The sequence below is a fragment of the Ruegeria hyattellae genome, assembly GCF_041537925.1.
GTDB lineage: Bacteria > Pseudomonadota > Alphaproteobacteria > Rhodobacterales > Rhodobacteraceae > Ruegeria_C.
In genome coordinates this window covers 512,384-530,832 of the sequence record NZ_JBGOSH010000001.1, presented here as the reverse complement: position 1 = coordinate 530,832, position 18,449 = coordinate 512,384, and the positions used below count along the sequence as shown (strand labels likewise).

Below are 18,449 nucleotides of genomic sequence, written 5' to 3'. Positions count from 1 at the left end.
GCCCGGTCTGGCGCGATGGTGTGCTATCATGAGGTTTTCCCCCTTGTGTCCGCTTGGGAATCCAACCACTTGGTTGCCAGGCGCCAATGCAAAGGGCGTTGTGCTGAAAACAGGAAAAAACAGTAATGAAACCAATTGTTGTCTTGATAATTCTCGCAGGGCTCGCAGCGGGTGGCTATTTCTATTTCAACGCACAATCCGAGGGTGTGGGCGAAGAGGCCGCTGCTCCGGAGGCTGCCACTGAAACCGCCACTGAAAGCGCTGAAGAATCGGTCGAGCAAGCTGTCGAAAGCGTGGGCGATGCCGCGGAAGAGGCGGCAGAAACGGTCAAAGATACCGTTGACGAGGCCGTTGACAGCACCACGGACGCCGCAAGCGATGCTGCGGACGCGGTAAGTGATGCGGCAAGCGACGCCGTGGACGCAACCACCGACGCTGCCAGCGATGCAGCAGACGCGGTCACTGACGCGGCATCGGATGCCGTCACAACCGGAACCGAAGCCGCATCGGACGCAGCGACGGATGCAACCGAGGCTGCTACGGACGCGGCAAGCGACGCGGCGGATGCCGTAAGCGACGCTGCCTCGGATGCGACGGATGCGGTCAACGACTCGGCATCGGATGCGCTTGGCACCGCGAGCGACGCGGCCACCGATGCTGCCACCGATGCTGCCGACGACGCCACGACCTCAGGGAACTGATACCCGGCAAATCGAAAAGGGGGCCGCGTTCGTCCGGAACGCGGCCCTTTTTTTGCGCTGTCGTAGGCGGTTAGCCTACAGAATCCATCTTGACCCCAAACTCCTTTTGTTCGGAATTGGCATTCTGGCGCAGGCTAGGCTTCTCGCGGATCGTCTTGATGTCGTGGTTTAGAGGATTGTGTTCAGCCGATCCTCTGCGTTGTCCATTGGGATGCCGTCGCAACACGCCGTCGTCACGTCAATCAATGGGCTTCACCTTTGATCTGGCGTAGCGGGGAGGTGCAACACGGCTCTGGCGAGGGGGCTTGCGAGCACCTTTCTGAGACATTGCAAGTGTCTTCTAGAAGAGGAAGTGCGACTCTTGCATGATATCCGCGAGGTTCAGGTCGGCCACCTCGAAGATTGCTCTGGAAGGAGCCTCGGGATCGTCCAATAGGATACTCACATAGCCGTCCTGCTGCGAGAAGACCAGATCGTCAAACCCGATCGACATCTCGGAAAAGTCAATCTTGTCCACGCCAATCTCGAAATCGGTGATGCGATTCTGCCCACTGCGCCCAGCGTAGACAAAAAAGTCGACACCCGCTCCTCCGGTCAGCACATTTTTGTCTGATCCACCTGCCAGCCTGTCGCTACCAGTCCCGCCGATCAGAGTGTCGTTGCCAAGACCGCCTTGTATCGAGTCATTGTCCTTGCCGCCAAACAGCACATCTGCGCCCGACCCGCCGTAGATCACATCGTTACCGAGCCCTCCGAACACCCTGTCGTCGCCGGTGCCGCCGCCCAGATGATCGTCCCCGCTACCGCCGCCCAAAGCGTCGGTCCCGTCTCCCCCATAGGCGGTATCAGCCCCGTCACCGCCTGCGAGCCTGTCATTTCCCTGATTTCCCTGAAGCCTGTCCGTTCCGTCACCGCCACTTTGCCAGTCAGCGCCATTTCCACCCAGCAACACATCGTTGCCTTGCCCGCCGAACAGGCTGTCATTTTGGTTGCCACCGGACAGGAGATCATTGCCCGCTCCGCCATCCAGTTCGTCATTGCCGTTGCCCCCATCCAGGCTGTCGGCCCCGATTTCGCCAACGAGACGATCGTCACCACCCGCTCCGAACAGATAGTCATGGGACAAGTTGCCGTATAAATGGTTCACATCGTCGTTGCCGTAGAGTCTGAGCCGACTCACACCGTGGAAGTCGATATTGGGTCCGGACCAGACCGGACCAAAAATCTCTTCCGGCAACTCACGGGTGCCCAGGTCGGCATAGAACGCTACTGCACCCGAGAAGGCTGAAATATCGACAATCGCAAAGTTGTCGCCGCCTCCAGCATTCCAATTATAGTAGCCGTTGGCGTTGTGTAACTCGAGCTTGAGCGTGTCGTTCCCGTCGCCGGTGGTAAGATCAAGATACTCGAAGTTCTTCACGACCATCCCGTTGGACATCTCTGACCGCCTGCCCGGGATAAATGCCATGTTGAGATCTTGGTCATCGTCGATTTCGAGTAGGAGGTGATCTGCACCTGTGCCGCCATCGAGAAACTGGCGGCCCGGTTCGAAACGGCTCTCATGATACAGAGCAACAATGTCATCACCCGCGCCCCCCAGAAATCTCATGTCACCCGAGGCGCTCCAGAGAGTATCGTTTCCTTCACCGCCGATCAGCGTGTCACTACCGAAGTTTCCATGCAGGACATCGTTGCCATCATTGCCGACGAGCAGGTCGTTGCCCCATAGACCTTCGATCGTATCGTCACCGCCGCCGCCGATGGCATGCAAGGTCTCGATGTCCAGCATCTTGAAGTTAGTTGCTCCCACCGTTGCCACTACCAGTTCAAGTTTGACAAAAATGGTTTCTGGTTCACTTGCGGAGCCCTGTGACGTTCCGGTTCCGCCGCCCGCAGGCGCAAGGCCGCCATCCTGGGTATGCGCGGACGCCGTCACTCCTTCGGCTTCATCGTATTTCCAGTCGACGAGTTTGACTGAGGCTGATCCGAAACCCGAAGCATCCACGACGACGACATCTTTTCCCGCGCCGCCGGAAACCCGGGTTGGCCCGATGTACGTTACCTCTATGTGGTCATTTCCCGGACCACCTTCCAGCGTGTCGCCATTGCCACCCGACTGAAGCGTGTCGTTTCCGTGTCCGCCTGCGATCAGATCGTTACCCGCCAATCCGCTGAGAATGTCGTTGCCCCGAAAACCGCGGATCGTGTCGATCCCATCCGTGCCTGAAAGCGTATCGTCCAATTTTGTGCCAAGAACCAAAGCCACCTGATAACCCCCTGATGCCAATGCGCGTCTATCTCTGCAGGAACGATTGAATCTGGGCGATTTTATGGCGCCTTATGGTTGCAATGAAAAAGCCACGCGCATTGGCGTGGCTTCCTGCAAATTCGGCTTTGGTGTCGGTCAGCCGACAAAGGCTTTCTCGACCACAAATTCCTTGGGCTCGGAATTGGCGCCTTCGCGCAGGCCGAACTCTTCGAGGATCGCCTTGATGTCATGGTTGAAGGCGAGGCTGCCGCAGACCATGGCGCGATCACTTTCCGGCGCGATGCCCTCGATGCCCAGATCGGCAAACACGGTGCCATCCTTGAGCAGCGTGGTGATACGGCCCATCCGGGGGCTCTCTTCTCGGGTGGTGGTGGGGTAATAGCGGATCTTCTTGTGGAAATCCGCACCCATCAGTTCGGCCAGCATCTCGTCCTGCTTGATGTCTTCGATCAGGCGGCGGCCATATTCCAGTTCCGCCACTTCGCGGCAGGTATGGGTGATGATGACCTCGTCGTAATCCTCATAGGTCTGCGGCTCGCGCAGCAGCGAGGCGAAGGGGGCAAAGCCGGTGCCGGTGGCAAAGAACCACAGCCGCTTGCCGGGCAGCAGCGCGTCATGCACCAGCGTGCCCACGGGCTTGGGCCGCAGGATGATCTGGTCGCCGGGCTTTATGTGCTGCAGCTTCGAGGTCAGCGGACCGTCCTGCACCTTGATCGAATAGAACTCCAGCTCTTCGTCCCAGCTTGGCGAGGCGATGGAATAGGCGCGCAGCAGCGGTTTGCCGTTGTCGCCGAGCAGGCCGATCATCACGAACTCGCCCGAGCGGAAGCGCAGCGAGGCGGGGCGCGACACCTTGAACGAGAACAGGCTGTCGGTCCAGTGCTTCACATCCAGAACGGTCTGTGCATCGGGCAGGACAGGGGCCTTCACGGCGGTTGCTTCACTCACGGATTTCATCTCTGTCATCATTTCACTATCCAGTCAGCTAGACCGGCATCTCCGTTTAATCTTTGATCCACGTCAGGAAAAGGGGCTTCTTGCCCCGTTTCGGTCACAAGCTGGCGATTGGCGGGCTCAGCCGCGCAGGCGGGATTGATAATTGTTGTCTTGCCAGTCGGCACGGGCCAGCCATTGGTCCTCGGGCTGGCGGTTGGCAAGGGTATGGTCAATCTCGATCTCGTCGAACCCGCTGCGGCGCGCCATGGCGTATTGGTCGGCCAGCACGTGCCCCTTGGCGCGCAGACGCCCGGCATAGCCTTTAAGCCGCAAGGTGCGCGCGATGGTAAACCCGCGCCCGTCGGCAAAAGACGGGAAGTCTACCCGCACCATCTTGGCGGCTCCCAAGCGGTCGAACAACTCGTCCGGGTCGGTATCCGAACTGACGTCGAGCGCGACGACGTCGTTGGCGGCATCTTCCAGAGTGACAAAACCGTCGGTCCAGTCATCGGGGGCGAACCCCTCGTCAGTAACGATTACATTCATGTTTTCTCTCCGACGCGCACCATCTTGCCATCGACAAAATGGATGCCGCATTCTTCCTTGTTCTGATCGCGCCAGCGTCCGGCGCGGGGGTCTTCGCCCTCTTTTACCGGCGAGGTGCAGGGCGCACAGCCGATCGAAGGGTATCCTTTGGCCACCAGCGGGTGCCGGGGCAGGCGGTTCTCGTCCATATAGGCGCGCACGTCTTCGGGCGCCCAATGGGCCAGCGGGTTGACCTTGATCCGGCCGGTGCCGTCCTCGACCTCGAAGAAGTCGAGCGCGGCGCGGGTGCCGGCCTGAAACCGTTTGCGCCCGGTGATCCAGCCATCATAGCCCGACAGCGCGCGTTGCAGCGGGATCGTCTTTCGCAGGGTGCAGCAGGCATCAGTGTCCCGCAGCCGCAGCGCGCCATAGGGGTCTTGGCGGGCCACGTCCTCATCCGTCGCACGGATGATCTGCACATTGCGCAGACCGAGCCGCTCGCTGACCTCCTGCTGGTAGACCAGCGTTTCGGTGAACAGCAACTGCGTGTCCACGAACAGCACCGGTATGTCCTTGTCGACCACCGCTGCCATATGCAGCAGCACCACCGACTCGGCCCCGAAGCTGGAGACCAGCGCCAGGTGTTCGGCCTCCTGCAGCGCGCCATGCATCACGTCATGGGCGCTGTGGTGGCGGAACCGGGCGTTGAGCGCGCCAACCCGTTCGGTCAGCGCGCTGCGATCACGACCCAGTTCGGTCTGGATCTCGTCAAGCGGCATTGGCCTGTGCCTCGGGGTAGAGGGCCGCCTTGAACGGCGCCATGCCCAGTCGGCGATAGGTTTGCAGGAAAGTCTCGTCCGCGTGGACGCGCAGGTCGAGATAGGCATGCACCAGACGTTCGACCGCGGGCACGATCTCGTCATAGGCAAAGCCCGGCCCGGTACGATCGCCGATGGCAGCCGTCTCGGTACCGTCACCGCCTAGGGTGATCTGGTAGTTTTCCACGCCTGCGCGGTCAAGGCCGAGGATGCCGATATGGCCCACATGGTGATGCCCGCAGGCATTGATGCAGCCCGAGATCTTGATCTTCAGCTCGCCAATGTCGTTTTCCAGCTTCAATTCTTCGAAGCGGCTGGCGATCTGCTGCGCCACCGGGATCGAGCGGGCCGTCGCCAGTGCGCAGTAATCCATGCCGGGGCAGGCGATGATATCGCTGATCAGGCCGATATTGGCGGTGGCCAGCGCATGTTCCTTCAGTCGCGCATGGATCGCGGGCAGGTCGGATTTGTGGACATGCGGAAGGATTACGTTCTGCTCGTGGCTGATGCGAAGCTCGCCATAAGCGAACTCTTCGGCCAGATCGGCCATCACACGCATCTGCTCGGCAGTGGCGTCGCCCGGCGTGTCGCCCTGTTTCTTGAGCGAGATCGTCACGATCGCATGGTCGTCCTGCTTGTGGGCGGCGATGTTGGTGTCCACCCAGGACCGGAAGACCGGATCATGGTGATAGGCGTCCTTGAACACCGCGACCGAGCCGTCCCGGAAGGCGGGCGGTGCGAAATGGGTCTTGATCTCCTCCAGCAGCGCCATGTCGGCGCCCTTGAACTGCGGGCGCACTTGCAGGAAGCGCTCGTTCACCTTGGCGCGGATGGCGTCGATGCCGTGCTCATGCACGGTGATCTTGATGCGGGCCTTGTACTTGTTGTCACGGCGACCGATCTGGTTCCAGACGCTGACAGATGCCTCAAGATAGGCCAGCAGATCGTCAAAGGCCACAAACGGGCTCAGCTCCTTGCCGATCATCGGGGTGCGGCCCAGACCGCCACCCACCAGCACGCGGGCACCCAGAACGCCGTCGCGCTCGACCAGTTGCAGACCGATATCATGCGCCTTGATCACGGCGCGGTCGTTTTCCGAGCCGGTGATCGCGATCTTGAACTTGCGCGGCATGAACTGGAATTCCGGGTGATCGGTCGACCATTGGCGCAGCAGTTCTGCATAGGGGCGCGGATCGGCGACCTCATCGGCGGCGGCACCGGCAAAATGGTCGGCGGTCACGTTGCGGATGGTGTTGCCGCTGGTCTGGATCGCATGCAGGCCAACCTCGGCCAGCGCGTCCAACATGTCAGGCACATCGTTCAGCTTGGGCCAGTTGTACTGGATGTTCTGACGGGTAGTGAAATGGCCATAGCCCTTGTCCCACTTCTGCGCCAGCAGCGCCAGTTGCCGCATCTGGTCGGGATTTAGCGTGCCATAGGGGATCGCCACTCGCAGCATATAGGCGTGCAGTTGCAGGTAGAGCCCGTTCATCAGGCGCAGGGGCTTGAATTCATCCTCGGTCAGCGAGCCGTCAATGCGGCGCTCGACCTGGGCGCGGAACTGCGCGTTGCGTTCGGTAAGGAAGGCGGTGTCAAACTCGGAGTAGCGATACATCGTTTGCTGTCCTTGCGAATTCTTGGGTTACCTGGTGCAGCCCCAGGTCCGGGGCCTTTTAAGGGGAGAGAAGGGGCCTGTTGTCAGGCCTGGGGCTGCGGGGAAGTTTCCTGTTTGCCATGCCGGTAGTTGGAGGGTCCGGTACGGCGGAAATCTTCCCTAAAGTGCGTGGGTTCGGGGCCATCACTTCCGGCGATGGCATCGGCCAGATAGGCGCCGACGATCTTGCTTGCCTGTGCTTCGGCATCCAGCAGTCGCAGTTGCGCATGCGCCTCATCGGTGATCAGCTCGGCCTCGGCCAGGTCGCGCGACCAGCGATCGTCGGCGGTCAGATAGATTACATCGCCTTCCAGCAGGTCATTGGCGGTGATGACTTTTGGGGTAAAAGCGCGGGCCATCAGGCATGCTCCTTGTTGAATTCTGTCAGGGCCTGCGCCGCCTGTCGCGGGGCAAGGCCATAAAGTGTCAGGGCGGGGCCGTTCATCCCGGCCTGCGCCAGATCGGTGGGCAGACGGTCCAGCGTGGTGCTCAGCACGCGCTGATCGGGGCGCGAGGCGTTTTCGACCAGTGTGACCGGCGTGTTGCGCGCCGCGCCGTGCATGATCAGGCGGCCCTGAATGAAGCGGGCGGTTTTCTTGCCCATATAGATCGCGGCGACTTCGCCCGCGCGTGCCAGCGCGGCCCAGTCGTGATCGGCAAAGCCCTTCATGTCGTGGCCAGTCAGGAAACGGATCGACGAATTGCGTCCGCGCCGGGTCAGGCTCTGGCCGATGCCGGCCACGGCAGCAGAGGCGGCGGTGATCCCCGGCACGATGCGCCAGCTCAGCCCGGCGGCTTCGGCGGCCTCGATTTCCTCGTCCAGACGCCCGAACACTGTCGGGTCGCCGGATTTCAACCGTACGACATAGGCACCGTTCTGCCCGTGGGCGACCAGCAGGTCGTTGATGTCGCCCTGATCCCAGGACGGGCCGAACCCGGCCTTGCCCACATCGACCAGCCGGGCTGTTCGCCCTGCCAATGCCAGCACCGCGTCCGAGATCAGCCGGTCATGCAAAACCACATCCGCCGCCTCGAAGGCGCGCAGAGCTGCGACGGTCAGAAGGTCCGGATCACCGGGGCCTGCACCGACAAAGTCGATCTGTCCTGCCGTCCTGTTTGCGAGTTGCGTGGTCATGGGTCGATCTGTTCTATTTGACGTGACCCTCAATATAGGAAATATTCCCACCTGACCGCCATATGGTGCGGCAAATAAGAACAAGCGTCCCATCTGCCTCTGGAATCGGGATGCCGGTTTCGATTGAAGGAAAAAACAGGAATGTCAGTGCGCATAGACGACACGGATCGGAAAATTCTGGCTGAACTGCAACGCGATGCCAGTCAATCGCTGGACGAGATTGCCAGTCAGGTGGGCAGTTCCAAGACGCCAGTCTGGAATCGCATCCGCAAGCTGCGCGGGGCCGGCGTGATAGGCCAGCAGACGGTTCTGCTTGACGCCGAGGCGCTGGGTTACGAGGCTTGTTTCTTCGTGCTGATCCGCACCTCGGAGCATGAGGCTGAATGGCAGAACGCCTTCCTGAAAGCGCTGCAAGACCGCCCCGAAGTGCAGGAGGCGCACCGGCTGGCGGGCGATATCGACTACATACTGAAAGTGCGCGTAAGGAACGCCCGCGCCTATGACGCGTTCTATCAGGCGCTGATCTCGGAGGTGCGGGTGCATAACGTCACAGCGCTTCTGTCGATGGAAGAGATCAAATCCACCACCATGCTACCGCTTTGACCGCGCTTCAGCGCTGAACCATCAGCCTGGTGAGACCGTGGAAATGGTAGCTGTCGGAATAGGTCGGTGGTTCAGTCAAACGTAGGTTGGGGCAACGTGCAAATAGGATCGGCAGGGCGATGCGCATCTCAAGCCGGGCCAGTGGCGCGCCGACGCAGAAATGCAGCCCGCCGCCAAAACCCGTATTGGTGCGGATAGCGCGCGTCGGGTCGAAACTCTCTGCGCGCTCCCAATTCGCCGGATCGCGATTGGCCGCGCCCAGTAGCAGCGCAACCTCGTCGCCGCGTTGGAACCTATTGCCAAAGACCGTCACCTCTTCATAGGCGTAACGAGAGAACATATGCAGCGGCGGGTCATAACGCATGATCTCTTCGACGGTGCGGTCGATGGCATCGGGTGCAAGCACCGCCGGGTCGGTTCCGGTTTCAAGCAGGGTCTTCACCCCGTTGGCGATGGCATGCACGGTCGCTTCGTGCCCGGCATTCAACAGCAGGATACAGGTGCCGATCAACTCGTCGGTTGACAGTTTGGTGCCTTCTTCTTCGGCGGCGATCAGGCGGGTGATCAGATCGTCGCGCGGGTCGTTGCGGCGTTCGCTCACATAACCGCGCAGAAAACCGGTGAACTCGGTCGCGGCCTGCGCCGCCGCATCCTCGGTCGTGCGGGTGCGGCCCGCCTGATACATTGCCACCATTGCATGCGACCAGCGCAGCAGGTCAGGCGCCATCGCCTCGGGCACGCCCAGCAACCGGCAGATGGTGATCACAGGCACCTGGGTGCAATAAGCCTCGAGCAGATCGAAATCGTCCTCTGGACATGCATCGATCAGGTCATTGCACAGCGCCTCGATCCCCGGTGCAAGGTCGCTGATCGCGCGTGATGTGAAGGCGCGCATCACTAGAGCGCGCAGCCTTGTATGGCGCGGGGGTTCGGCATCGAGCAGCGAATGCGCCTCAACCGCCAGCCAGGGGGCCAGATGGTCGGGGCCTTCGGTCGCCAGCTCCGGTGGCATTTCCCGCCCGAAGCGGCGATCCTTCAGCAAGGTCTGCACGGCATCGTGACTGAAGGCGGCGACCTTGCCATACTCCTCCCAGTATACCAGCGGACCTGCGGCGCGCATCCGGGCGTAGAATGGGTAGGGGTCCTGCACGAAGGCGGGGTCGGTGGGGCTTTGGTGGCATATCTTCATCGCGCGCACCCTTGCCTTGCGCTGCGCGCAATGCAAGACCCTATGGACGATGCGAAGGCTTTGGATCATCGTCGGTTTCGGGTTTCTGGTGAGTCTGCTGGCCACCGGGGTCTGGACCTATGGTTACCGGCAGGCTGTCGGGCAATTGGCCGAGCGCGCCGAGGCCGATCTGAAGCTGGCCAGCGACCGGCTCAGCGCGCAATTGCAGCGCTATCAGGAAACTGCTGTGCTGATGGCCGAACATCCGGCGCTGGAATATCTCGACCTGCCCGGAGGCCGCGACGCCGCGCGCGACCTGTTGCTGGATGTGGCCGACAAGACCTCGGCACTGGATGTAATGTATGCGGACCGTACGGGCCGCGTGCTGGTGTCGGCGCGCGACCCGAGCCTCCAAACGCTCAGCGGTGCGCCCTATTTCGAGCGGGCCCTGCAAGGCGCGCTGGGCAGTGATCACGGGGTGATCGCGCCCTTTGATCAGCGGGCGTTCTACTACGCCGCGCCTGATTTCGGACCGGATGGCAAGGTGCGGGGCGTTCTGGTGGTTGTGGTCGATATCGATAATACCGAGTTCGACTGGCGCGGCAGCTCTCCAGCTGTCCTGTTCGTGGATGAGGCGGGCGAGGTTTTCATGTCCAACCGGCCCGAATTGCTGTTCTGGCGGCGTGATGGGGGGGATGCTGGCTTGCAACCCGCCAAGGGGCCGCCGCGCGCCTTCGACACTGATCTGTTGGGCAGTTTCGAGATCTGGACACTGGACTGGGGTCCTTACCTGCCACGCCACGCGCTGCATCTGGTGCAGGATCTGCCGGTCATCGGCATGAGCGGCGAAGTGGTCGTTGATCTGGCCCCGGCGCGGCGATTGGCCTGGCTTCAGGCAGCGGCCGTTGCTGCGATCTGCCTAGCCTTCGGGGCGCTGCTGTTTCTCGCCACCGAGCGTCGCCGCACCTTGGCCGAGGCCAACGCCGTGCTAGAAAGCCGGGTGGCCGAGCGCACCCAGGCGTTGTCAGAGGCCAATACCCAATTGCGTCGCGAAGTGGTCGAGCGGCAAGACGCCGAGGCCGCGCTGAAACGGGCGCAGGCCGAACTGGTGCAGGCCGGCAAGCTCAGTGCGCTAGGCCAGATGTCGGCGGGGATCAGTCACGAGCTGAACCAGCCGCTGATGGCGATTCAGCAATTCGCCGACAACGGCGCGGCCTTTCTGGATCGGGGTAAATCGGAAAAGGCGGGCGAGAACCTTGGCCGGATTGCGCAAATGGCCAAGCGCATGGCGCGGATCATCAAAAACCTGCGCGCTTTTGCCCGCAATGAAAGCGAGCCGATGGGGCGGGTCGATCTGGTTCAGGTCATCGAAACGGCGGTGGATCTGAGTGCCGCTCGGCTGACCCATGACGGTGTTGCGCTTGATTGGGCGCCGCCATCTGCACCGGTCCCGGCCTGGGGGGGGGAAGTGCGGCTGGTGCAGGTTTTTGTGAACCTCATCAACAACGCTGTCGACGCCATGGCCGGGCGGAAGCTGCGCCGGATCAGCATCCGGATCGAAGAGAGTGATAAGTTGACCGTCACGATCCGCGACACCGGCCCGGGGATCGAAGACCCCGAAAAGATATTCGAGCCGTTCTACTCGACCAAGGCCGTCGGGTCCTCTGAGGGGATGGGGCTGGGCCTGTCAATCTCTTATGGTCTGGTGCAAAGCTTCGGCGGTAATATCCGGGGTGCCAATACCGACAGTGGTGCGATGTTCACCGTCGAGCTTGATCGGTTCACAGAGGAAAAAGCCGCATGATCCGCTCCGTTCTGCTGGTCGATGACGACGCCGCCGTGCGCGAGGCGCTTGGCCAGACGCTGGAGCTCAGCGATTTTCAGGCGATCACGGCGGGGTCTTTCGTGGCGGCCAAGGATCATATTACGCCCGGTTTTCAGGGCGTCATCGTCTCTGATATCCGCATGCCGGGTCGCGATGGGTTCTACCTGCTGACCTATGCGCGCGAGATCGACGCGGAACTTCCGGTGATCCTGCTTACCGGCGAAGGCGATATTCCCACTGCGGTCAGCGCCATGGGGCAGGGGGCGTTTGATTTTCTGGAAAAACCCTGCGCGCCGGCAGATCTAGTCGCGGTGTTGGAACGCGCGCTGAAAACCCGGGCGCTGGTCTTAGAGAACCGGGCCTTGAAACGGCAGTTGGAAACCGGCGACCCGGCGGCACGGATGCTCTTTGGTTCCTCGCAACAGGCCGAAGCTCTGCGCGCCCGGGTGCGCGGTGTGGCGACAACTGAGGCCGAGGTGTTGGTGACCGGCCCGCCGGGCAGCGGGGTGTCCAAGGTGGCCGAGGTGGTACATCTGATGTCCGCCACCGCGCAGGGTCCCTTCATGAAACGCTCTGCTGCGGATCTGACGCCCGACGATCTTGGTGCCGCGGTAAGTGATGCAGCGGGTGGTTCTCTGTTTCTGGATGAGGTTTCGGCCTTGCCGGGACCGACGCAATATGCCGCCCTTGAGATGATCGAACAGGGGATGGGCGCGCGGTTGATCGCGGGCACGACCGCCGATCTGGCCGCTTTGGCCGAGGAAGGTCGCTTCAACCCCGAGCTTTTCTACCGGCTCGACGGGATGGGCGTCCGCATTCCCGCACTGTCCGAGCGGCCCGACGATATCCCGGTGATCTTCCGGCACTATGTGGCGCAGGCCGCCGAGCAAGCAGGGATCGAGCCACCCGAGATCACGCCGGATCATCTGGCAGCACTTATGGCGCAGGACTGGCCGGGCAACGCCCGCTCGTTGATGTCGGCTGCGATGCGTTTTGTGCTGGGTATGCCCGAGGATGTGGCGCAGGCCGCTGAACTTGGACTTGCCGAACAGATGGCGCGGGTGGAACGGTCTTTGCTGGTTGCAGCCCTTGGGAGGCACAATGGCAAGGCGGCGCAAGCGGCGCAGGCACTGAAGTTGCCGCGCAAGACCTTCTATGACAAGCTGGCCAAATACGCGATCCGCCCTGAAACCTTCCGGCGCTGAAGGCGCTGATGTGCTGGGCCCGAATTGGCAGACCTCGGTGCAGGGCGTGAAACGCAAAAAAGAAGAAGGGCCAGAAAGACGCCTGCGTTGACGCAACCTGGGGGCCGACAGCAATTGCAGATCCATTTATGATCTGCTTGACGATGGCACCTTGCGTCTTGTGACGCATTCCCCAATCCGATCGCATAGCCGGTCCTGCCGAAAAGACCCGCCGTGCAACCAATTGATGAAGACCCGTGACATGGCTGACCGCACCCCACAGCAGGTTCTGAGCGATATGGCCGGCGGCTGTCTCAACCCGCAGACCAATTATGTTGAGGAGCTGAAGGGATTTCTGGAAGCGTTCCAAAATGTGGATGCGCACGCGGCATTCCAATCCGCCCTCGCTGAAACCTTGAACGGCGGCGGCATCGGTCGGAGGGACTGTGAAGAGCTGTCTGATGGCGGAACTAACTGACCGCGCTACGGGCGTTCCCGTTTGAAAATGGTCCATGCCCGATCCCCGATCCCCGATGATGACCGAAGGGTTTGTATTCCTCTCTGGGGTCGAATCGCTGAGCCAAGGTGGATGTCGGGAATGTGCGGAAATCCGCACAAGCAGGGTCTGGTCTGTGCGAAAATCCGCACAACCGGCAAACGCCCATCTTTGAAACACCTTCAGCGTGTCGTGTAATATACTGAATATGCCTGGAAAAACTGATTTTTGCTTCTCGGAATTTCGCGGGGTTGAGCGGGGGTCGGGGATTGGTTTCACTCAAACGCGATCAGAGTTGTGCCTCTGACCCAAGCAAAGAAACAGGAGGAGACCAAATGAAATTTCTGGCAACCGCCGCCACCGCGTTGGCACTGACCGCCACCGCTGCGTTTGCAGCCTGCGACGATGGCGAGATCGTGGTGAAATTCGCCCACGTGACCAATACCGACAAACACCCCAAGGGCATCGCCGCCTCGCTGCTTGAGCAACGCGTCAATGACGAGATGAATGGCACCATGTGCATGGAGGTCTATCCGAACTCCACACTCTATAACGACAACAAGGTACTGGAGGCGATGCTGCAGGGCGATGTGCAGCTTGCCGCGCCGTCGCTGTCCAAGTTCGAGAAATTCACCAAACAGTTCCGCCTGTTCGATCTGCCCTTCATGTTCGTCAATATCGATGCCGTGGATGCCTTCCAGGCCTCTGATGACGGTCAGGCGATGCTGGACAGCATGCAGCGGCGGGGCCTTCAAGGGCTGGCCTTCTGGCACAATGGCATGAAGCAGATGTCGGCCAACACGCCGCTGGTGGAACCCACTGATGCCGACGGCCTGAAGTTCCGCGTCCAAAGCTCCGACGTTCTGGTTGCCCAGATGGAAGCCATCGGTGGCAGCCCGCAGAAAATGGCCTTCTCCGAGGTCTATGGCGCGCTGCAACAGGGCGTCGTGGATGGGCAGGAAAACACCTGGTCCAACATCTACGGCAAAAAGTTCTTTGAGGTGCAGGATGGCATCACCGAGACCAATCACGGCATCATCGACTATCTGGTCGTGACCTCGGTGGACTGGCTCGACAGCTTGGACCCCGAAGTGCGTGAACAGTTCCTGACCATCCTGTCCGAAGTGTCCGAGCAGCGGAACAAAGAAGCCTTTGCGGTGAACGAAGCAGCCAAGGCCTCGATCACTGATGCGGGTGGCATTATTCGCCAGTTGAACCCCGAGCAGCGTCAGGCCTGGGTCGATACAATGAAGCCTGTCTGGGACAAGTTCTCGGATGACGTCGGTCAGGACAAGATCGACGCCGCACAGGCGATCAACGCCGGGTTCTGATCCGGCGCACCAAGCGCGGCGCCGATACTGGGGAGTGTTCGGCGCTGCGCCCCGCAAGGTCCCAAACGGGCCTGCCACATAACACATAAATAATCGGGGACATCATAATGTCTGGTTCGACTGCCGGCCCATCCGGTTTCATCGACCAGATCGAGGAGACCGTGATCGCGGTGCTTCTGGGTCTGATGACAGCGGTGACATTCGCCAATGTGATCGCGCGGTTCGTTTTCAATTCCAACATCCTGTGGGCGCTGGAACTGACAGTGTTCATGTTCGCCTGGCTGGTGTTGCTGGGCGCGTCATACGCGGTGAAGAAACACGCGCATCTGGGCGTGGATGCCATCCTCAACATGCTCAGCCCCGCACCGCGCCGTATCCTGGCGCTTATCTCGGTCGGCTGCTGTCTGCTGTTCTCGCTGCTGATGCTCAAGGGGGCCTATGACTACTGGGCCGTCTTTGCCGACCTGCCGCCCACCTCGGGCCGATGGTTTCCCACAGGGCTGGACCTGACGGCCCGCTCGCAAAGTTTCTACGAAGTGCAGGACGTTCCCATGGTCGAATGGCTGCGCTGGCTGGAAGGCGCGATCAACTATGACGAGGCCTATGAGAAGCTGCCCAAGGTTGTTCCCTACATCGTTCTGCCGATCTCCATGCTGCTCTTGGTGATCCGCTTTGCTCAGGCCGCCTTCGCCATATGGCGCGGTGAGACCGACCGGATCGTCGCCAGCCACGAGGTCGAGGACGAGCTGGAAGAAGTGCGCCAGCAGCAGGGAGGGCAGGACTGATGGAAGTTGTCATTCTTTTTGGCATGGTCATCAGCCTGCTGCTGATCGGCGTGCCTATCGCGATTTCGCTCGGCCTGAGTTCCACGATCTTTCTGCTGATCTACTCCGACAGCTCGCTGGCCTCGGTCGCAGGCACGCTGTTCGAGGCATTTGAGGGCCACTTCACCCTGCTGGCGATTCCGTTCTTCATCCTTGCCTCCAGTTTCATGACCACCGGCGGCGTGGCGCGGCGGATCATCCGTTTCTCGATCGCCTGTGTCGGGCATCTGCCTGGGGGGCTGGCCATTGCGGGCGTCTTTGCCTGTATGCTGTTTGCCGCGCTTTCCGGGTCGAGCCCGGCCACTGTGGTCGCCATCGGGTCCATCGTGATCGCGGGGATGCGGCAGGTGGGCTATTCAAAAGACTTTGCTGCCGGTGTCATCTGTAACGCGGGCACCTTGGGCATCCTGATTCCGCCCTCCATCGTTATGGTGGTCTATGCGGCAGCCGTCGAGGTGTCAGTGGGCCGGATGTTCCTTGCCGGGGTCATTCCCGGCCTGACGGCGGGCCTGATGCTGATGGTCACGATCTATGTGATGGCCAAGGTCAAGAACCTGCCCAAGGGCGACTGGAAAGGCTGGGGCGAGGTCTTTACCTCTGCCCGCGAGGCAGGTTGGGGCTTGTTCCTGATCGTGATTATTCTGGGCGGCATCTATGGTGGGATCTTCACCCCGACCGAGGCTGCTGCCGTGGCCGCCGTTTACGCCTTTTTCATCGCGAGTTTTGTCTACAAGGACATGGGCCCGCTCAGCACAGAAGGAGAGACAGAGAACCTGTCGCTGATGCGCAAACCGATCGCGCTGGTGACGGCCTTGTTCCATCCCGATACCAAGCACACGCTGTTCGAGGCGGGCAAGCTGACGGTGACGCTGCTCTTCGTGATCGCCAATGCGCTGATCCTGAAACATGTGCTGACCGACGAGCAGGTGCCGCAACAGATCGCCAGCGCCATGCTGTCGGCAGGCTTCGGCCCGGTCATGTTCCTGGTGGTGGTCAATGTGATCCTGCTGATCGGCGGTCAGTTCATGGAGCCCTCGGGCCTTCTGGTCATCGTCGCCCCGCTGGTTTTTCCCATTGCCATCGAGCTGGGCATCGATCCGATCCATCTAGGCATCATCATGGTGGTCAACATGGAGATCGGGATGATCACGCCGCCGGTCGGTTTGAACCTGTTCGTGACCTCCGGCGTGGCGGGGATGCCGATGATGGCGGTGGTGCGGGCGGCCTTGCCGTTCCTTGCGGTCCTCTTCGTCTTCCTGATCATGGTCACGTATATTCCGTGGATCTCCACCTTCCTGCCCAACACTTTCATGGGACCGGAGATCGTGACGCAATAGCATCGCTTGCCATCTAAAGAGGCCGGAATGGTACGCCCATCCGGCCTTTTTGTTGCTGCATGACCGCGCGCCGAGGTGTGATGGCCGCACAGCCAGGCGGTGACAGAAGGGGCTTGCCATGCAAGCTGCAACGACAAATCGGGGTTTGCTTTTTGGTCTGCTCGCGGCGTTTTTCTGGGGCATGCACAGCGTCATCGTGCGCTATCTGACCAGCGATATGGGCGGACTGCAGATCGCCGTGATGCGCCTCTTCATCGCCGCTGCGGCAATCTATGTCATCCTGCGGGTGCTGGGTGCGGGCGTGTCGATCAACCTGCGCGACTGGAATTTCCGGCTGGCGGTGCTGTCCACCGTGGTGAATTACATCTTCTTCCATATCGGGCTGGAACGCACCGGCGCGGCCAATGCGATGGTGCTGGAAAACACCGCGCCGATCTTCGTTTTGATCTTTCTCTATTTCTTCGCCAAGGCCCCGGTGGGGTGGCGCGATCTGCTGGCCACCGCCATTGCCGTCACAGGCGTGGCGCTCACCGTTCTGCCGGATTTCCAGACCGGCGGCACACGCTTTACCGGTGATCTTCTGGAGATTGCCGCAGGGCTCAGCTGGGCGGTGTTCCTGATCTCAAGCAGCCGGGCGATGCAGGAGACGAGTTCCACGCCCGAGAGGCTGAACTTCCTCTTCGGCATCTTCCTCTGCGCGGGCATCCTGATGGTACCGCTGGGCCTGATCGACCCGGTGATGCCAAGCGCCCGGGACGGCCTGTTCCTGATCCTTTTGGGCGTGTTGCCGACGGCGCTGGCCTATTACCTGTGGTATGAGGCTGCCGCGCGCGTCTCGACCCTGTCGGCCACCCTGATGTTCGCGCTGTCGGTGGTCTTCACATTTGTGAACGCGGGGCTGTTTCTGGGAGCCGAGATCACAGGCGCTGGCTTGATCGGCGCAGCGATGATCGTGCTGGCGGTGATCCTGACCAGTGTCAGCAAGGCAGAGTGACCTTCAGACCGGTTTGACCGCCCGATAGCCACAGCTCGTGCGTGAGGGCGGGCCTTTGACGAAGCGGATCGCGTTGATCCCGGTCAGTCCTGCCCGCGCCAACGCCGCGCATATGTCTTCGGGTCGATAAGCCTTGTGCCCCCAGCGCCAACGCAAAAGTGCCGTGCACCAATGCGGTTTGCTGACCGCTAGCAGCAGACTGCCACCGGGGGTCAGCGCCTGTGCTAGTTGATTCATGGAGGTCTCGAGATCGGCGGTATGCTCGAGAACATGGGCGCATAGGACGGTGTCATAGAGTCTCGGCAATGCGCTGATGTCCTCCAACCTTCCGGATACGGTATCAGGTGTTTCGCGCCACTCGCGCTTACGGGCCTGCTCCAACATCTCCTGCGATGGATCCAGAAGCGTAAGATGCGTTGGTGTGGAGCCGCGCGCGACGACTTGCTCGGCAAAGGCCCCGGAGCCACATCCTGCATCCAACACGTATCGCGGTGGTCTTTGGCGCGCTGCCATGTCGGTTTCCGCAAGCAGAGCATAAGCTTCTGGATATCCGAGGTGGGTGATCGAATGATGCCAGCGCGCTGCGTGGCGCGCATAGAGCTGGGATAGGGTTGGGCGGGCAAGGGCAGGGGGCACGGCTGTTCCGCAT

The 18,449-nt window shown here is 61.1% G+C and carries 18 protein-coding genes; 9 read left to right on the top strand and 9 right to left on the bottom strand.

Going from position 1 to position 18,449, the window contains the following annotated elements; translation table 11 throughout:
- Positions 1-125: 125 nt before the first annotated feature.
- Positions 126-701, top strand: coding sequence for a hypothetical protein (locus AB1E33_RS02590; RefSeq protein ID WP_372575685.1), 576 nt, complete (start codon positions 126-128; stop codon positions 699-701).
- A 340-nt stretch (positions 702-1,041) separates the two neighbouring features.
- Here the strand turns inward: AB1E33_RS02590 and AB1E33_RS02585 are convergent, their stop codons facing one another.
- From AB1E33_RS02585 to cobA, 7 genes are all read right to left on the bottom strand, one after another.
- Positions 1,042-2,967: a calcium-binding protein gene (locus AB1E33_RS02585; RefSeq protein ID WP_372575684.1), complete on the bottom strand. Its 1,926-nt coding sequence runs from the start codon at positions 2,965-2,967 to the stop codon at positions 1,042-1,044.
- 138 nt (positions 2,968-3,105) lie between these two features.
- Positions 3,106-3,936: a ferredoxin--NADP reductase gene (locus AB1E33_RS02580; protein ID WP_372575955.1), complete on the bottom strand. Its 831-nt coding sequence runs from the start codon at positions 3,934-3,936 to the stop codon at positions 3,106-3,108.
- Between the two features lie 108 nt (positions 3,937-4,044).
- The gene (locus AB1E33_RS02575) at positions 4,045-4,452 is read right to left on the bottom strand and encodes a DUF934 domain-containing protein (protein WP_372575683.1); all 408 of its coding nucleotides are present in this window, start codon (positions 4,450-4,452) and stop codon (positions 4,045-4,047) included.
- The gene (locus tag AB1E33_RS02570) at positions 4,449-5,210 is read right to left on the bottom strand and encodes a phosphoadenylyl-sulfate reductase (RefSeq protein ID WP_372575682.1); all 762 of its coding nucleotides are present in this window, start codon (positions 5,208-5,210) and stop codon (positions 4,449-4,451) included. Before AB1E33_RS02570 ends, AB1E33_RS02575 begins: the two co-directional genes overlap by 4 nt.
- Positions 5,200-6,864: a nitrite/sulfite reductase gene (locus AB1E33_RS02565; RefSeq protein WP_372575681.1), complete on the bottom strand. Its 1,665-nt coding sequence runs from the start codon at positions 6,862-6,864 to the stop codon at positions 5,200-5,202. Before AB1E33_RS02565 ends, AB1E33_RS02570 begins: the two co-directional genes overlap by 11 nt.
- An 83-nt stretch (positions 6,865-6,947) precedes the next feature.
- Positions 6,948-7,262, bottom strand: coding sequence for a DUF2849 domain-containing protein (locus tag AB1E33_RS02560; RefSeq protein WP_372575680.1), 315 nt, complete (start codon positions 7,260-7,262; stop codon positions 6,948-6,950).
- Positions 7,262-8,038, bottom strand: coding sequence for a uroporphyrinogen-III C-methyltransferase (gene cobA / locus AB1E33_RS02555; RefSeq protein WP_372575679.1), 777 nt, complete (start codon positions 8,036-8,038; stop codon positions 7,262-7,264). The genes AB1E33_RS02560 and cobA overlap by 1 nt, the downstream gene beginning before the upstream one ends.
- Positions 8,039-8,179: 141 nt before the next feature.
- On the opposite strand from cobA, the gene AB1E33_RS02550 reads away from it, so the two are divergent.
- Positions 8,180-8,641, top strand: coding sequence for an Lrp/AsnC family transcriptional regulator (locus AB1E33_RS02550; protein WP_249712470.1), 462 nt, complete (start codon positions 8,180-8,182; stop codon positions 8,639-8,641).
- Between the two features lie 7 nt (positions 8,642-8,648).
- On the opposite strand, the gene AB1E33_RS02545 is transcribed toward AB1E33_RS02550, so the two are convergent.
- On the bottom strand, positions 8,649-9,830 hold the full coding sequence (locus AB1E33_RS02545; RefSeq protein ID WP_372575678.1) for a cytochrome P450: 1,182 nt from the start codon (positions 9,828-9,830) through the stop codon (positions 8,649-8,651).
- A gap of 49 nt (positions 9,831-9,879) precedes the next feature.
- Here AB1E33_RS02545 and AB1E33_RS02540 point away from each other — a divergent pair, with 49 nt between their 5' ends.
- The 7 genes from AB1E33_RS02540 to AB1E33_RS02510 all read left to right on the top strand — a co-directional run bounded on the left by AB1E33_RS02540 (position 9,880) and on the right by AB1E33_RS02510 (position 17,800).
- A complete protein-coding gene (locus AB1E33_RS02540) occupies positions 9,880-11,613 on the top strand; it encodes a sensor histidine kinase (RefSeq protein WP_372575954.1) in 1,734 nt (577 codons plus the stop codon).
- The gene (locus tag AB1E33_RS02535; RefSeq protein ID WP_372575677.1) at positions 11,610-12,839 is read left to right on the top strand and encodes a sigma-54-dependent transcriptional regulator; all 1,230 of its coding nucleotides are present in this window, start codon (positions 11,610-11,612) and stop codon (positions 12,837-12,839) included. Before AB1E33_RS02540 ends, AB1E33_RS02535 begins: the two co-directional genes overlap by 4 nt.
- Before the next feature lie 241 nt (positions 12,840-13,080).
- Positions 13,081-13,296, top strand: a complete 216-nt coding sequence (locus tag AB1E33_RS02530; protein ID WP_372575676.1) for a hypothetical protein — start codon at positions 13,081-13,083, stop codon at positions 13,294-13,296.
- A gap of 353 nt (positions 13,297-13,649) precedes the next feature.
- Positions 13,650-14,645 (top strand): DctP family TRAP transporter solute-binding subunit, encoded by a 996-nt coding sequence (locus AB1E33_RS02525; protein WP_372575675.1) that lies wholly within the window; start codon positions 13,650-13,652, stop codon positions 14,643-14,645.
- A gap of 107 nt (positions 14,646-14,752) precedes the next feature.
- Entirely contained in the window at positions 14,753-15,430 is a 678-nt protein-coding gene (locus AB1E33_RS02520) for a TRAP transporter small permease (RefSeq protein ID WP_372575674.1), read from the top strand.
- Positions 15,430-16,806: a TRAP transporter large permease gene (locus AB1E33_RS02515; protein WP_372575673.1), complete on the top strand. Its 1,377-nt coding sequence runs from the start codon at positions 15,430-15,432 to the stop codon at positions 16,804-16,806. The genes AB1E33_RS02520 and AB1E33_RS02515 overlap by 1 nt, the downstream gene beginning before the upstream one ends.
- A 118-nt stretch (positions 16,807-16,924) precedes the next feature.
- A complete protein-coding gene (locus AB1E33_RS02510; protein WP_372575672.1) occupies positions 16,925-17,800 on the top strand; it encodes a DMT family transporter in 876 nt (291 codons plus the stop codon).
- Between the two features lie 3 nt (positions 17,801-17,803).
- Here the strand turns inward: AB1E33_RS02510 and AB1E33_RS02505 are convergent, their stop codons facing one another.
- Positions 17,804-18,436, bottom strand: a complete 633-nt coding sequence (locus tag AB1E33_RS02505) for a class I SAM-dependent DNA methyltransferase (RefSeq protein WP_372575671.1) — start codon at positions 18,434-18,436, stop codon at positions 17,804-17,806.
- Between the last annotated feature and the right edge of the window lie 13 nt (positions 18,437-18,449).

What these genes read in the sequence shown, in the direction of transcription:
- AB1E33_RS02590 (WP_372575685.1), top strand. Translation starts at nt 126, where the DNA reads ATGAAACCAATTGTTGTCTTGATAATTCTCGCAGGGCTCGCAGCGGGT.
- AB1E33_RS02580 (WP_372575955.1), bottom strand. Translation starts at nt 3,936, where the DNA reads ATGACAGAGATGAAATCCGTGAGTGAAGCAACCGCCGTGAAGGCCCCT.
- AB1E33_RS02575 (WP_372575683.1), bottom strand. Translation starts at nt 4,452, where the DNA reads ATGAATGTAATCGTTACTGACGAGGGGTTCGCCCCCGATGACTGGACC.
- AB1E33_RS02570 (WP_372575682.1), bottom strand. Translation starts at nt 5,210, where the DNA reads ATGCCGCTTGACGAGATCCAGACCGAACTGGGTCGTGATCGCAGCGCG.
- AB1E33_RS02565 (WP_372575681.1), bottom strand. Translation starts at nt 6,864, where the DNA reads ATGTATCGCTACTCCGAGTTTGACACCGCCTTCCTTACCGAACGCAAC.
- AB1E33_RS02560 (WP_372575680.1), bottom strand. Translation starts at nt 7,262, where the DNA reads ATGGCCCGCGCTTTTACCCCAAAAGTCATCACCGCCAATGACCTGCTG.
- cobA (WP_372575679.1), bottom strand. Translation starts at nt 8,038, where the DNA reads ATGACCACGCAACTCGCAAACAGGACGGCAGGACAGATCGACTTTGTC.
- AB1E33_RS02550 (WP_249712470.1), top strand. Translation starts at nt 8,180, where the DNA reads ATGTCAGTGCGCATAGACGACACGGATCGGAAAATTCTGGCTGAACTG.
- AB1E33_RS02545 (WP_372575678.1), bottom strand. Translation starts at nt 9,830, where the DNA reads ATGAAGATATGCCACCAAAGCCCCACCGACCCCGCCTTCGTGCAGGAC.
- AB1E33_RS02540 (WP_372575954.1), top strand. Translation starts at nt 9,880, where the DNA reads ATGCGAAGGCTTTGGATCATCGTCGGTTTCGGGTTTCTGGTGAGTCTG.
- AB1E33_RS02535 (WP_372575677.1), top strand. Translation starts at nt 11,610, where the DNA reads ATGATCCGCTCCGTTCTGCTGGTCGATGACGACGCCGCCGTGCGCGAG.
- AB1E33_RS02530 (WP_372575676.1), top strand. Translation starts at nt 13,081, where the DNA reads ATGGCTGACCGCACCCCACAGCAGGTTCTGAGCGATATGGCCGGCGGC.
- AB1E33_RS02525 (WP_372575675.1), top strand. Translation starts at nt 13,650, where the DNA reads ATGAAATTTCTGGCAACCGCCGCCACCGCGTTGGCACTGACCGCCACC.
- AB1E33_RS02520 (WP_372575674.1), top strand. Translation starts at nt 14,753, where the DNA reads ATGTCTGGTTCGACTGCCGGCCCATCCGGTTTCATCGACCAGATCGAG.
- AB1E33_RS02515 (WP_372575673.1), top strand. Translation starts at nt 15,430, where the DNA reads ATGGAAGTTGTCATTCTTTTTGGCATGGTCATCAGCCTGCTGCTGATC.
- AB1E33_RS02510 (WP_372575672.1), top strand. Translation starts at nt 16,925, where the DNA reads ATGCAAGCTGCAACGACAAATCGGGGTTTGCTTTTTGGTCTGCTCGCG.